The sequence below is a fragment of the Trichlorobacter lovleyi genome, from assembly GCF_015239775.1.
Lineage (GTDB): Bacteria > Desulfobacterota > Desulfuromonadia > Geobacterales > Pseudopelobacteraceae > Trichlorobacter > Trichlorobacter lovleyi_B.
Genome location: NZ_CP058409.1, coordinates 2,693,221 through 2,707,594 on the forward strand (window position 1 = coordinate 2,693,221; position 14,374 = coordinate 2,707,594).

The 14,374-nt window shown below is 57.6% G+C and carries 12 protein-coding genes and 1 riboswitch; of the genes, 2 read left to right on the plus strand and 10 right to left on the minus strand.

The window, feature by feature from the left end:
* Position 1: 1 nt before the first annotated feature.
* The 10 genes from FY034_RS12390 to alr all read right to left on the minus strand — a co-directional run bounded on the left by FY034_RS12390 (position 2) and on the right by alr (position 11,271).
* Complete coding sequence (locus FY034_RS12390; RefSeq protein ID WP_265550989.1) at positions 2-1,186, minus strand: glycosyltransferase family 4 protein; 1,185 nt, start codon at positions 1,184-1,186, stop codon at positions 2-4.
* Positions 1,179-2,135, minus strand: a complete 957-nt coding sequence (locus FY034_RS12395) for a glycosyltransferase family 2 protein (protein WP_265550991.1) — start codon at positions 2,133-2,135, stop codon at positions 1,179-1,181. The genes FY034_RS12390 and FY034_RS12395 overlap by 8 nt, the downstream gene beginning before the upstream one ends.
* A gap of 20 nt (positions 2,136-2,155) precedes the next feature.
* Positions 2,156-3,097 carry a glycosyltransferase gene (locus tag FY034_RS12400; RefSeq protein ID WP_265550993.1) on the minus strand — a complete coding sequence of 314 codons (942 nt, stop codon included), beginning with the start codon at positions 3,095-3,097 and terminating at the stop codon, positions 2,156-2,158.
* A gap of 66 nt (positions 3,098-3,163) precedes the next feature.
* Positions 3,164-4,015, minus strand: a complete 852-nt coding sequence (gene ccsB / locus FY034_RS12405; RefSeq protein WP_265550995.1) for a c-type cytochrome biogenesis protein CcsB — start codon at positions 4,013-4,015, stop codon at positions 3,164-3,166.
* A 16-nt stretch (positions 4,016-4,031) separates the two neighbouring features.
* Positions 4,032-5,399: a cytochrome c biogenesis protein ResB gene (resB, locus tag FY034_RS12410; protein ID WP_265550997.1), complete on the minus strand. Its 1,368-nt coding sequence runs from the start codon at positions 5,397-5,399 to the stop codon at positions 4,032-4,034.
* A gap of 206 nt (positions 5,400-5,605) precedes the next feature.
* Positions 5,606-5,875, minus strand: coding sequence for a cytochrome c3 family protein (locus tag FY034_RS12415; RefSeq protein WP_265550999.1), 270 nt, complete (start codon positions 5,873-5,875; stop codon positions 5,606-5,608).
* Positions 5,876-5,970: 95 nt separating this feature from the next.
* A complete protein-coding gene (purD, locus tag FY034_RS12420; protein WP_265551002.1) occupies positions 5,971-7,245 on the minus strand; it encodes a phosphoribosylamine--glycine ligase in 1,275 nt (424 codons plus the stop codon).
* Between the two features lie 149 nt (positions 7,246-7,394).
* Positions 7,395-8,954, minus strand: a complete 1,560-nt coding sequence (purH, locus tag FY034_RS12425; protein WP_265551004.1) for a bifunctional phosphoribosylaminoimidazolecarboxamide formyltransferase/IMP cyclohydrolase — start codon at positions 8,952-8,954, stop codon at positions 7,395-7,397.
* Between the two features lie 129 nt (positions 8,955-9,083).
* Positions 9,084-10,124 (minus strand): selenide, water dikinase SelD, encoded by a 1,041-nt coding sequence (selD, locus tag FY034_RS12430; protein WP_265551006.1) that lies wholly within the window; start codon positions 10,122-10,124, stop codon positions 9,084-9,086.
* A gap of 4 nt (positions 10,125-10,128) precedes the next feature.
* A complete protein-coding gene (gene alr, locus FY034_RS12435) occupies positions 10,129-11,271 on the minus strand; it encodes an alanine racemase (protein ID WP_265551008.1) in 1,143 nt (380 codons plus the stop codon).
* Positions 11,272-11,363: 92 nt separating this feature from the next.
* Positions 11,364-11,464: riboswitch (TPP riboswitch) on the plus strand.
* Positions 11,465-11,531: 67 nt separating this feature from the next.
* Here alr and thiD point away from each other — a divergent pair.
* Positions 11,532-13,010 (plus strand): bifunctional hydroxymethylpyrimidine kinase/phosphomethylpyrimidine kinase, encoded by a 1,479-nt coding sequence (gene thiD, locus FY034_RS12440; RefSeq protein ID WP_416222763.1) that lies wholly within the window; start codon positions 11,532-11,534, stop codon positions 13,008-13,010.
* On the plus strand, positions 13,007-14,296 hold the full coding sequence (gene thiC, locus FY034_RS12445; RefSeq protein ID WP_265551010.1) for a phosphomethylpyrimidine synthase ThiC: 1,290 nt from the start codon (positions 13,007-13,009) through the stop codon (positions 14,294-14,296). The genes thiD and thiC overlap by 4 nt, the downstream gene beginning before the upstream one ends.
* Positions 14,297-14,374 lie beyond the last annotated feature (78 nt).

The window sequence follows — 14,374 nt, forward strand, 5'->3', positions numbered from 1 at the left end:
ATTATTTTTCAACCTTCAGCAGCCGTTGATAGATCGCTTCCAGCTCCTGGACCCGGACATCCCAGCCAAGCTGTTCTACGGCCCGCGAACGCAAGCGTCTGCCCTGTTGGCGTAACTGTTCCCGGTCTGCCAAGGCCGTGGCCATACAGCCGGCAAGATCATCGGCATCGCTAAAGCGAGCATAGCTGCCGTCATCCCCCAGCAGCTCACGGTTTACCGGCGTATCAAAGGCCACCACCGGCAGCCCGCAGGCCATGTAGTTCAAAAGTTTGCCATTGGCCTCAGTGTCAGAAATCTTGGGCGAGACCGCCAGGTCTCCTGCAGCAAGCATCTGGGGAGCCCTGGCATAGTCAACCATCCCGGTAAAGGTCACAAAGCTTGCAATATTCAGCTGATCTGCCAGCTGGCGATACTGCTGCTCCGGATACCCCATGATCACCAGATGAAAGATCCGCCCCTGGTGAATCAACTGTTTTGCTGCCTGTAAAAGCAGATCAACCCCTTGATACTGATTAAGTAGCCCGAGATAGACAATTACCGGCACCCCATCAGCAACCCCCAGCATCTGTTTTGCTTCGCTGCGGGAATAGGGGCGAAAAACAGTTGTATCCACACCATCGGGCAGGGCAACCACCCGCTCCTGCGGAAGCTTCCACAATCTGGTCAGCTCTTCCCGGCCCGGTGTCGAACTGGTGATGACCAGATCGGCCAAGCGGTTGATGCGGTTCTCAATGCTGGAAAACAGGCGATGCAACAGGGAGCCTGAACCAAAAAAACCATGATTAAGCGACTCGCCAGTCAGGCTGCCCTGATAATCAAACAGGAGCGGTATGTGCCGCAACCGGGCCACCAGCCAGCCGATCAAGGTTCCTTCATGGAGATGGGCATGGATTACGTCCGGCTTGAAGCGCCGTGCAACTCCGAACGCCTTGCAGAACAGCAGCAGATCAAGATACGGCTTGTGCCAGGAAGGGCCCGCCTCACGTTTCCGGTACCAGGGCAGCGGGAGCGTACGATCAACCGGCACCGGTTCCAGATCCCGCCCCAGGTGGTAGGTCACAATCCGGACCTGATACCCTCGCGCCATCAGCGCCTTTGCCTCTTCGAAGATCCTGACGTGGCACCCCCGATCCGAAAAATACGGGGTTGGCGCAATCATCAGGATACGTAACCGCCTTTCAGACATAGTCATCCGGCTCGTTCAGACGCTCCCGCACGGAGTAGATCGGCTTGCCCTGGGATTCGTAATAGGTGCGGGCATTCAACTCCCCCAGCAATCCAAGGGTGATGAACTGGACCCCCATGAACATCAGGAAGGCGGTCAGGATCAAGAGCGGATTGCGGTTCATGCTGGTATTGGCAAACAGCTTCATATAGATCATGGCGCCACCGCTGACACCAGCCAGCAGCATCGAATAGATACCCCACTTACCGAACAGCTGAATCGGCTTGGTGGCATAGGAAAGCAGGAATTTGACCGTCAATAGATCCAGCACCACCCGCACGGTACGGGAAATGCCATACTTGCTGGTGCCATACAGACGGGGATGATGCCGCACCGGAAGCTCAGTTACCCTAGCGCCGATCCGTGAGGCCAGGGCAGGCACAAAACGGTGCATCTCCCCGTAGAGGCCGATCCCGTCCAGTACCTCGCGGCGATAGGCCTTCAGGGTGCAGCCATAGTCATGCAGATGGACATCGGTCAGACGGGAGATCAGGCCGTTGGCAATCATGGAGGGCAGTTTCCGGTTGATGAAGGTATCCTGCCGCTCCTTGCGCCAGCCTGAGACCACATCATACCCCTCCTTGATCTTTTCCAGCAGCAACGGGATATCAGCCGGGTCATTCTGCAGATCACCGTCCATTGGTACGATCACGGCCCCGCGGGCCGCCTCAAATCCGGCGGCCATGGCTGCTGTCTGGCCGAAATTGCGCCGGAAACGGATCACCCGCAGCCGTTGATCCGCTGCGGCAAGCTCCTTAAGCAGCGGAAAGGAGTTATCGCCTGAACCGTCATCAACACAGATGATCTCGTAGACAAGACCGCTTGGGTCAAGGGCGGCGGTTATGGCGGCATAGAGCGGCCTGATATTATCTTCTTCAAAGTAGATCGGTACGACAATACTGAGATCCATCTCAAATACTCCAGTAGGTATCAAGGCTTAAGGTGACGGATGAGCACCGGCGGACGGTTATAGCATGTTTGAGGTTTCAGAGGGAGCAGAAAGCCGGCCAGCAATCCGAGACCGTTGGAAATATGCATCATCGGGAACAAGAGCGGCAGAAGCAGCAAATGTGATGCCGTCCGTTCCTTCGCAGCCGCCCGGAGTGTACAGAGGCCTACGGCAAGCAGGTAGCCTGCAAGCGGCAGCCGCAAAAGCGGCACCTGTAATAACGGAACTGCCAGGAGATACACCAGAAACAGCAGCGGCACAAACGGCATCAGGCCGTGCAAGCCGGCGATCCTGGTCTGTTCCGACCTGCCGCGGCCATAGCGGAACATCTGCCGGGCAAAGGCAGCCAGTGAAGCACGCTGGCTGCGCTCAACCGCAAGTTGCGGGTCATGCAACAGTAGCCCCCCGCCCTTCTGCAGACGGTCCAGCAGTTCGTTTTCTTCATTGGGGTAGAGCCGTTCATCCAGACCGTTGTTGGCAAGAAAGGCCTCACGTCGGATCGCCAGATTACAGAGAATCAGTTCCCGCTCGGTGGTTCGCCTGACGGTTCCCACTGCACGGTAACGATTCCGTACCCCCCCTGCTCCAAGCGGTGACGCCAGTGTTGCACCGATGGCCCGTTGCAGCAAGGTATCGGTTGACGGCGTCAGCGACGGTCCCCCGACAGCAACCACCTGCGGATCAACGAAATGCCGTGCAAGCCTCTGCAAGGCATCAGGTACCACCAAGGCGTCGTCATCAAGAAAATAGATGATGTCACCGGTGGCCTGTTGTACCGCCTGGTTACGCTGGCAACTCGGGTTGGTTCCTTCGGCAATCAGCAGTTCATACTGACCGGATGGCCAGCCAAGGGCGGCTATCCGTCCGGCAGCCTGCGGGCGTAGCCCCGGCTTGATCGGTATGACGACGGAGATGGTCAGCAATGCAGCCCCACAAACAGAAAAAACCGGGCAAAACCCGGTTTTTTCAAGCTTAATCAAACAAAAAACTTAGCTCATATTACCATAGCTATGCAGTCCTGACAACAGCAGGTTCACTCCCAGATAGCAGAAAATGGTGGCAGCAAAACCGATGATTGAAAGCCAGGCAGCCCGCTTGCCGACCCACCCTTTGGTGAAGCGGGCATGCAGGAAGGCGGCATAAACAAACCAGACAATCAACGACCAGGTTTCCTTGGGGTCCCAGCTCCAGTAGGTGCCCCAGGCATAGTTGGCCCAGGCCGCACCGGTGATGATCCCCAGGGTCAGCAGCGGAAAGCCGACCATGATCGCCTTGTAGTTCAGGTCATCCAGGGCACGGGTCGGGGGAAACTGGGACATCAGACCACCGGCAGCCTCATTCCCCTTTTCCTCGCTCTTGGCCTTGATCAGATACATGATCGAGACGCCGCACGCCACCGCAAAGGCGGCATAGCCCAGAAAGCAGGTAATCACATGGTAGAGCAGCCAGTTGCTCTGCAGAGCAGGCATCAGCGGGTTGATATCGGTGGGCAGATAGAGCTGGGCCCAGGCCATCCCCATCAGGGCAAAGGGCATTACAAAGGCACCAATAATCCGGTACTTGTACTTGATATCGATAATGCCGAAGATCAAAACGATACTCCAGGCAAAAAAGACCACTGATTCATACAAGTTCGACATCGGGGCGTGTCCCAGACCGATATCATAGGACTCTTTCCAGCGCAGACCGATAGCAGCGGTCTGTACGACAAAACCGATCCAGGCCAGTGCTGAAGCTGCAGTTCCAACGTGCTTGTTGCGGCCGGCCAGGTATCCGAAAAATACCAGTGTCGAGGCCATATAGAAGATGGTAGTAGCGTTAAAGAGTTTTGCACTCAACATGTAGAAATTCCTCCGCTCAGATAGTCTGCTTCTGGAGTTCTTCAGCCAACCGCTCAAACTCCGTCAGAAATGCCGGCTGATTTTTGCTGGCATTGCCGTAGATCCGTGCATAGCCGTGCTGCACCACAATCCAGACCCGTTTATGGGACATGAAAAAGGCAATACAGAGACCCAGGCACATCATCAAACAGCCGGCCCAAACGACCCAGACACCGGGGTCTTTATTCACCTGCAGGCCGGTATACATCCGGGCATCAGTACCGGTAAAGGTAAAGATCAGACGGTCTCCGCGGAGATCATCGAGCCCGGGATTGTTTTTATACACCTTGAAAAACTTCGGTTCCGCACCTTTATCACTCACACCCAGCACTGCCGCCAGCCCTTCACCCGGATTGTCGGTCAGATCAACGATTGAAGCGGAACGTCCATCCGGCAGACGTGTCTGGCTGCCCGGACGCAGCACAATCTGCTCGCTCTTGCCGCTCTCACGGTTTCTCACCGTAAAGAAGAACAGGCTGGGATCGTTGGCCTGGCCATAGCTGGATTGATAGAAGGTGATTCCTTTGTATGTCAACGGCTCATTGACCACCACACGGACATGCTTGTAGCCGGGGATTTCTTTACCGTTTTCAGTCAGAGTCAGGATACTCTTGAACTCCTTCGGCATCTGGCTTGGTCCGCCACCGCCCGGCGCGTCGTAGAAAGAGACCGTAAACTGATCGCACTTGACCTCAAATCCCAGTGGTACATCCTTACCGCTGCGGGCCTTGACCATGTTGATGGTTTCACCCTCGACAATGGCAACAAACCCCTTGTAGCCGCCTATGTTGCCGATGATGGTTCCGGCCATGATCACCAGGATACTGAAGTGGACGACATAGACCCCCAGCCGGCACCAGGCATTTTTCTGGGCAAAAAGATGATACTGATTTCCGACCTGGGTGATCGTGGGTGTGGCAAAGCGGGCGCCGAGGAAGGCAGCAAGTTTGTCTCGCGAGGCATCCAGTGAGCCCTCAAGCTTCAGCTCTTTGCTGGGAAAGATTTTTTGCTGCGTTTCAGAGATGGTTGTCGCCGGTTCGCTGACAAATTTGAAGACATGGGGCAGGCGCTTGATCGAGCAGGCGATCAGGTTGACACAGAACAGCGCCAGCAAGGCCAGAAACCACCAGGAGTGGTACATATCAAAGAAACCGAGTTTCTCGTACAGCGCCTTGCGACCCGCACTGATGGTTGCCCAATACCGCTCATCAATATTGGGATACTGCGGTATGACAGTGCCGATGATTGAGGTGATTGCCAGCGTGATCAGCAGAAAGAGGGTTAACTTGAGAGAACAGAAAAAATCCCACACCTGTTGCACAAAGCCACGTTGATTGGTACTCACTGAACGCTCCATTAAAACCGTATTAAAAGAGTTACATGAAGATAACACAATTTACGACTATTTCTGTCTTGTATAGTCAGTTATAGCTCATCCCGAAAAAAATGGGTAGCGGTTTTTTGGCATACCCGTTTGACAGAAATCAAATAAAATAAAAAAGGCCAGCAGAAGCTGGCCTTTTCACACGCATGTAACGAACGGCAACAAAACTACTTCTTGTGGCAATCCTTGCAGCCTTGAGGACCTTTTTTCTCGGCCTTGTGGCACTTGACACAGAGCTTGTTGTGAGCGACGTCCTTGTTGATTTCAATCTTCTTGGGGGCACCCTCATGGCACTTGGCACAGCCCAGCTTCATGTGAGCCTTGTGGGGAAAGGTCACTTTACCCATTGCGCCGCCTTTGTATTCAGCAACGTCAGCAGCGAAAGCGCTACCAGCAAAGGCGACCATGGCAATCAGGGCAATAATTGACTTTTTCATTGTTACATCCTCCTAGACTGTTGTTAAAAAAGATGTGGGCACTTAATCATAGCCCTTGAAGTGATGTCAAGCATTATGCGTACCAACTCACCAGCTTAGAGCCTTCCAAGGGCCTTTTTGCCGATGTCGCGACGAAACTGCACCCCGCGCCAGGAGATCTTCTCAACCCCCTGGTAGACCCGCTCGATCGCAGCAGCAACGGTGTTCCCCAGGGCCGTCACCCCCAGCACCCGGCCACCGGCCGTCACAATCCGGCCATCTTTTTCAGCAGTTCCGGCATGGAAGACCGTCACATCAGCCACCTGTTCGGCTGCCTCAATTCCGGTAATAATATCCCCTTTGGGGTAATCACCGGGATAGCCTTCAGCAGCCATGACCACGCAGATTGCAGCCTGGTCGTGCCACTCAATGCTATGGCCGGACAGATCACCTTCAGCCACCGCCAGCAAGAGCGGCACCAGATCTGACTTCATCCGCATCAAGAGCGGTTGGCACTCCGGATCACCAAAACGGGCATTGAACTCCAGGGTCTTGACCTCACCATCCTTGACCATCAGACCGGCATAGACAATCCCCTGATAGGCGCAGCCTTCAGCAGCCATACCGTCAACTGCCCGCTGTACCACCTGCTCCATCGCCTTTTGGTGCACCTCGGCAGTCACCACCGGAGCCGGTGAGTAGGCCCCCATGCCACCGGTATTAGGCCCCTGGTCTCCATCGAAAATCGCCTTGTGATCCTGGGCCGAGGCCAGCGGGATCACAAACTTTCCATCGGTAATGGCCAGAAAGGAAGCCTCTTCACCGGTCAGAAACGCCTCCACAACCACACGGGACCCGGCATCACCAAAGGCGTTACCGGAAAGCATATCCTGCACCGCCGCAATCGCCTCGGCTTCCGTCTGGGCTATGATCACCCCTTTACCCGCGGCCAGACCATCGGCCTTGACCACAATCGGTGCCCCGGTCTTGCGGATAAAGGCCTCGGCAGCAGGGATCTCGGTAAAGACGCCATAGGCTGCGGTGGGGATGGCGTACTTGTGCATCAGATCCTTGGAAAAGGCCTTGCTGGCCTCGATCCGTGCGGCAGCGCGGCTGGGCCCGAAGATCTTGACCCCGTACTCGCGGAACAGATCCACAATCCCCAGCGACAGCGGCAGTTCCGGTCCGACAACCGCCAAGTCGATCCCTTCTGTCTTGGCAAATCCCAGCAACTTGTCGATCTCTTCCACCTTGATCGGCAGGTTGGTAGCCAGCTGCGCTGTACCGGGATTGCCGGGAGCACAGAAAATCTGCTTAACCAGCGGAGACTGAGCGATCTTCCAAACCAGGGCATGTTCGCGGCCACCGCCGCCAATTACCAGAACTTTCATACAGATCACCTCAATACCAGGCCCGCTCGGGACCGTTCAATTTTACGTGAGGTCAAGGAAGATGAGCACAGGCGCGGAGGCGTACCGTAAGTACGCCGCACAAGCTCTGTACGACATCTGACGCAGAGATCGCGGAAAAGGGGACGGTCCTAGTGCCTGAAATGGCGCATATTGGTAAAGACCATCGCCATGCCATGTTCATTGGCAGCCTGAATCACCTCTTCATCCCGCACTGAACCGCCCGGCTGAATGATCGCCGTGACACCGGCCTCGGCTGCGGCATCCACGCCATCGCGGAACGGGAAGAAGGCGTCGGAGGCCAGTACCGTCCCTTTGATCAGCAGCAACGCCTTTTGAACGGCGATCTTGGAGGAGTCCACCCGTGACATCTGACCGGCCCCGATCCCGACAGTCTGATCGGCATTGGTAAAGACAATGGCGTTTGACTTGACATGTTTGCAAACCCGCCAGGCGAAATCCAGTGCAGCCAGTTCCTGGGCGGTTGGTTGACGCTCGGACATCACCTTGCAGTCATTGGCGGCAACCATGCCCAGGTCACGCCCCTGCAGCAGCAGTCCTCCCACAACCCGCTTCAGGTCATAACCGGTCTGGAGATGTCCGGCCAGCAACGGCACCTGCATCACCCGCACATTTTTCTTGGCAGTAAAGATCGCCAATGCCTCTTCATCATAACCAGGGGCGATCACCGCCTCAAGGAAGGTCGAGGTCAACTCACGGGCAGCTGCAGCATCAACAATACGGTTAAAGCCCACAATACCGCCAAAGGCGGAGACCGGATCACACTCGCGGGCCTTGAGATAGGCCGAGATGGGAGAATCTCCCAGTGCAACGCCGCAGGGGTTGGTATGCTTGATGATAACGGCTGCCGGCTTGTCGGTAAACTCCTTGACCGTCTCAATAGCAGCATCCAGATCGATAATGTTGTTAAAGGACAGCTCCTTGCCCTGCAACTGGACTGCATTGGAAACGCAGGGTTCGGTAATGCCCCGCTCCACATAGAAGGCGGCCGACTGGTGGGGGTTCTCGCCATAGCGCAGATCCTGCGCCTTTTTAACCTGAATCGTAAAGGTATCCGGATACTCGTTAACGGCCTCACCCAGCCGGGCCCCCAACCAGTTTGAAATGGCACCATCATAGGCAGCGGTGTGCTGATAGACCTTCACGGCCAGACGGAAATTGGTCTTTACCGAAACACAGCCTGCATTTGCCGCCATTTCATCCAACACGGCAGTGTAATCTGCAGCATCCACCAGTACCGTCACGTCATGGTTGTTCTTGGCAGCAGAACGCAGCATGGTGGGGCCGCCGATATCAATGTTCTCAATGGCATCCTCGAGGGTGCAGTCCGGTTTGGCCACCGTGGCCTCAAAGGGATAGAGGTTGACCACCACCATATCGATCGGCTCAATGCCGTGTTCTTTCATCTTGGCCTGGTGGTCTGCATTGGCACGGATACCCAGCAGACCGCCATGCACCTTGGGGTGCAGGGTCTTGACCCGGCCATCCAGCATCTCGGGGAAGCCGGTGAACTCGGACACATCCTTTACCGTCAGGCCGGCTTCACGCAACAGCTTGGCGGTCCCGCCGGTGGAAAGGATCTCCACACCATATCCTGCCAGAGCCCTGGAAAGCTCCACAATACCGGTCTTGTCGGAGACACTGATCAGCGCCCGTGTAATTTTGGCCATGATGACACCTCGATGTACGTTGGTTTGATTATCTTAATGAACTGCGGTCAGAAGAGAGCTTTGTAGCATGGGAGACAAGGTCCTGCCAAGAGCTTTTGAAATTGCAACATGTATACAACACAAGCGGATTTAAACCACGATCACCGGCAGCTCCGCCCGGGGCAGCACATCACCGATCTGCACACAAAAGATACTGTTTTTCGCAGCTTCCGCCTGAAACAACGCTGCTGCATCGGGTTGCAGGGCGATCAGCAGCCCTCCGGAGGTCTGGGGATCAAACAGCGGCAGCAAACGCTCCGGGTCGCAACCACCCGCATCGATCCGGGCAAGATAATAGCTGCGGTTCCGGTAGCAGCCGGCCGGCACCATACCGTCGGCGACCTGGGCAGCAACCCCGCGCATCAGGGGGACCGCATCAAGATGCAGGCGGATGGTCACGCCTGCCCCCAAGGCCATTTCACAGCTGTGTCCAATCAGGCCAAAACCGGTGATGTCGGTGCAGGCGGACGGCGCATAGCGCAGCATCAGCTCAGCAGCAGCACGGTTCAAGAGCGACATCCAGCGTACCGCCTCTGCCTCCTGCTCAACGGTTGCCATCTCTCCCTTGACTGCCGTGGACAGAATGCCGCTGCCCAGCGGCTTGGTCAACAGCAGGAGGTCACCGGGGCGGGCCGTGCTGTTGCGCAACACCTGTTCAGGATGTACGGTGCCGGTCACCGACAGTCCGTACTTCAACTCGTCATCCTCAACCGTATGCCCCCCCAGCAGACAACAACCGGCCTCATTGAGGGCGTCCTGACCTCCGGCCAGCACCTCGCCAAGCACCTCCGGCGGCAGGCTGCAGCTGGGAAAAAAGGCAAGATTCATGGCGGTTAGCGGTCTTCCACCCATGGCGTAGATATCAGAGAGTGCATTGGCCGCGGCGATCCTGCCAAAGGCCCGGGGGTCATCGGCAGGGGGGGTGATCACATCACAGCTTTCAATCAGCGCGATCTCCGGCGTCAGGCAATAGACCCCCCCATCATCGGACGTCTCAGGTCCCACGATCAATCTGGGGTCAGCAGGACGATTGAGTCCCGCCAACGCGGTGGCAAGGCCCTCCGGGCCCAGCTTGGCCGCTCAGCCGGCAGCTTTGACGGTTTGCGTCAGTTTGATCTTCTTGTTGGTCATGGGACTACTTTCCCGCTCCAAGATACACCCGCGGCACCCGCTTGCTGATACCGCACAGCAACTCATACGGAATTGTACCGGCCCAATGGGCCACTTCTTCCGCAAAGACGGTATTTCCTTTCCGGTCCTCCCCGATCAGGGTGACATCGTCCCCCACAGCCACACCGGGGATATGGGTGACATCCAGCATCAGCCAATCCATGCAGACCGTGCCAGAAACCTGTGCCCGCTCCCCCCTGACCAGCACCTGTCCCCTGTTGGTCAGGGCACGGGGATAGCCATCGGCATAGCCCACCGGCACACTGGCAATCAGGGTCCGCTGTTCAGCCGTGAAGCGGCGGCCATAGCTGATCGTAGTGGCAGGTTCGACCCACTTCAGCATGGCGATCTTGCTTTTCAGACGCATCACCGGACGGAGGGAGAGCCGGCCCTGAAAATCAGGCGAAGGCAGGGCCCCGTACAGCGCAATACCGGGACGCACCAGATTGCAGAAGGGATAATCATTCAGCAGTGCCCCGGCACTGTTGGCGATATGGATATAGCGTGGCGAAAAACCGGCCTTGCGGATCTGCTCGACCGCCCAGCCAAAACGTTCTCCCTGCAGCCGGGTAAAGTACTGGCCCGACTCATCCAGCTCATCGGCAGAGGCAAAGTGGGAGATCACCCCTTCCAGGTAGATATTGGGCAACAGCTTGAGGGCGTCCAGCAGGGCAGGCACCTGGTCATAGGGAATTCCCAAACGCCCCATGCCGGTGTCCACCTTGAGATGCACCAACGCCTTGCGGTAGAGCTTACCCGCTGCCAGATCAAGCGCCTTTAACTGTTCAAGGGAGAAGACCGCAGAAGAGATACCGAATCCGACACATTTGCGTTCCTGACCGGGGTAGACGCCCCCCAGCAACAGGACCGGTTTATCAATACCGGCTTTGCGAAGCTGGATCGCCTCGGCCAGAAAGGCCACCCCAAAGGCATCCACCCCCTGGCGTTCCAGTTCCTTGCTTACCTCTAAAAAGCCGTGGCCATAGGCATCTGCCTTGACCACTGCCAGCACGGCTGACCGTGACGGCACCGAGGCCCGGACAACCGAGTAGTTCTCCCTCAGGGCACCAAGATCTATCTCTGCAAAGGTTGGACGACTGTCAAACATGCCACTTACTTACCACGGCCTGCCGCAGGGGGCAATCTGAAAACTCCTGTTTACGGAAGCGGTTGACGACCTGCTGATTTTATCGTATGGTTACGTCGCCCTGGGGGAGCCTTGCATAGGCTGAGACGGCTTTGCCGGACCCCTTGAACCTGAACCGGGTAATGCCGGCGGAGGAAAGCGGCCTCGTTCCCAGCATCTATCTTCGGGCCGCCTGAGTTGTATTCAGTGCGGCCCTTTTTCGTACCACGAGGTACTACACCATGTCTGAAAAATCCATGCCGCTGCGCCTGGTGGTAACCACGCCAAAGACCATCCGGAACCGGCCCATTGCCGGGGTCTACCTGATTACCGATCAGCAGGACGACCTGCTTAAACGGGTAGCCCAGGCCCTGCGCGGCGGGGTGACGGTACTGCAGTACCGTGCCAAGGACAAGCCATACGAGTTCTGCCTGGAGGAAGGGAGCCAGCTGAAACAGCTCTGCAGCCGTTTTGGCTCCCTCTTTATCGTCAATGACGACCTGAGGCTTGCCCATGCCCTGGATGCCGATGGCGTGCACCTGGGACAGGATGACAGCTCTCCGCAGCAGGCCCGGGAACTGCTGGGACCGGACAAGATCATCGGCGTCTCCACCCACAATCTTGATGAGGCCCTCAAGGCGGAATCCGACGGCGCCGACTACCTGGGCTTTGGCGCCATGTATCCCACTGACAGCAAATCGATCACCCATATGCCCGGCACCTCCGGCCTGGCTGCCATCCGGGATCGGGTCAAGCTGCCGATTGTGGCCATTGGCGGCATCAGCCCGGCCAATGCCTGCCGGGTGATTGAGGCCGGCGCCGATGCGGTTGCCGTCATCTCTTCGGTCCTGTCCGCCCCCCGGCCGGAGGTGGCTGCCTCGGAACTGCGCCTGCTGTTCAACCGGCTGGCCCCCTACCCCCGCGGTGCCGTACTGACCATTGCCGGCAGCGACTCCGGCGGCGGTGCCGGTATCCAGGCCGACCTGAAGACCATCACCCTGTTGGGTAGCTACGGGGCCTCAGCCATTACGGCCCTGACCGCCCAGAACACCAGAGGGGTCAAATCAATCCACGGCATCCCCCCTTCATTTGTCCGGGACCAGATTGATACAGTCCTGACAGATCTGCCGATTGATGTGATCAAGACCGGCATGCTGCATACCCCGGCCATCATCTCGTTGCTGGCCGAGTACCTGAACGAGCAGTCCCACTACTACCCGGTTGTGATCGACCCGGTCATGGTGGCCAAGGGGGGCGCCTCGCTGCTTGAACTGGATGCCGTATCGATCTTTCAACAGGCCCTGCTACCCCAGGCCTACCTGTTGACCCCGAACATCCCCGAGGCAGAACGTCTGCTCAATTGCCGCATCAACAGTGAAGCCGCCATGGAACAGGCCGCCCGGCGACTGCACGGCATGGGTGCCGCCAATGTCCTGCTCAAGGGGGGACATCTGAGTGGCGGCGATGCCGTTGATATCCTCTTTGACGGACAGACCATCCAGCGCTTCAGTTCTGAGCGTTTCTTCACCAGCGCCACCCACGGCACCGGTTGCAGCTTTGCCTCGGCCATTGCCGCCTGCCTGGCCCAGGGCGAACCGCTCAAGGAAGCGGTCCGCCTGGCCAAGGAATTTATCAGCACCGCCATCCGCCTGTCCCGTCCGATGGGTAAAGGACATGGCCCGATCAACCACTATCTTGCTGCAAAGGAAACTGACCAATGACCCAGCTTGAAGCCGCCCGTAAAGGGATTATTACTGACAAGATGAAGACCGCCGCTGCTGCTGAAGGAGTTGCCCCGGAGTTCATCCGTGACGGTATTGCCAAAGGTACTATCATCATCAGCCATAACGACAAGACCCACCAGCACGGCGTCCCGCTGGCAGTGGGAACCGGGCTGCGCACCAAGGTCAACGCCAACATCGGCACCTCGGCTGACGACACCGATATCACCAAGGAGCTGGAAAAGGCCCGGGTGGCGGTCAAGCATGGTGCCGACGCCATCATGGACCTCTCCACCGGCGGTCCGGTGGACGAGATCCGCCGCGCCATCGTGGCCGAGACCACCGCCTGCATCGGCTCGGTACCGCTCTACCAAGCCGCCACCGACACGGTGCGGGTCAAGAAAAAGGCCCTGGTTGATATGACTGCCGATGATATCTTCAAGGGGATCATCAAGCACCTGGATGACGGCGTCGACTTCATCACGGTCCATTGCGGTGTAACCCGCTCCACGGTGGAGCGGATGAAGAATGAAGGCAGGATCATGGATGTGGTCTCCCGTGGCGGTTCCTTTACCATTGAGTGGATGTCCTACAACAACAAGGAAAACCCGCTCTATGAGAACTTTGACCGCCTGTTGGAGATTACCAAGGAATACGACGCCACCCTCTCGCTGGGGGATGGTTTCCGCCCCGGCTGTCTGGCCGACGCCACCGACCGGGCCCAGATCCATGAACTGATCATCCTGGGTGAGCTGACCCAGCGGGCCTGGGATGCCGGGGTGCAGGTCATGATCGAGGGGCCGGGCCATGTGCCGCTCAACCAGATTCAGACCAACATTCAGCTCCAGAAACGGCTCTGCCACGGTGCGCCGTTCTACGTGCTGGGACCGCTGGTGACCGACATCGCGCCGGGTTACGACCATATCACCTGTGCCATTGGCGGCGCCATCGCCGGGGCGGCCGGGGCAGACTTCCTCTGCTACGTCACCCCGTCTGAACACCTGGCACTGCCGGAGATTGAGGATGTCCGCAACGGCGTGATCGCCTCCCGGATTGCCGCCCATGCCGCCGACATCTGCAAGGGGCTGCCCGGTGCCATTGAGAAAGACAACGCCATGGCCAGGGCGCGTAAAAAACTCGACTGGGAGGGGCAGTTTGCCCTGGCCCTTGACCCGGACCGGGCACGGGAGTATCGTGCCAATTCACCGGTATCCGAGCATGGCGCCTGCACCATGTGCGGGGAGTTTTGTGCGTATAAGGTCATGGACGAAGCCATGAAACGGTAGTCTGCGCGGTTCTTTTCCGGCCTGGGGTCGTCAGCCGTTTCCGTGCTGCGTGCGGCGTACAGCAATGTACGCCTCCTG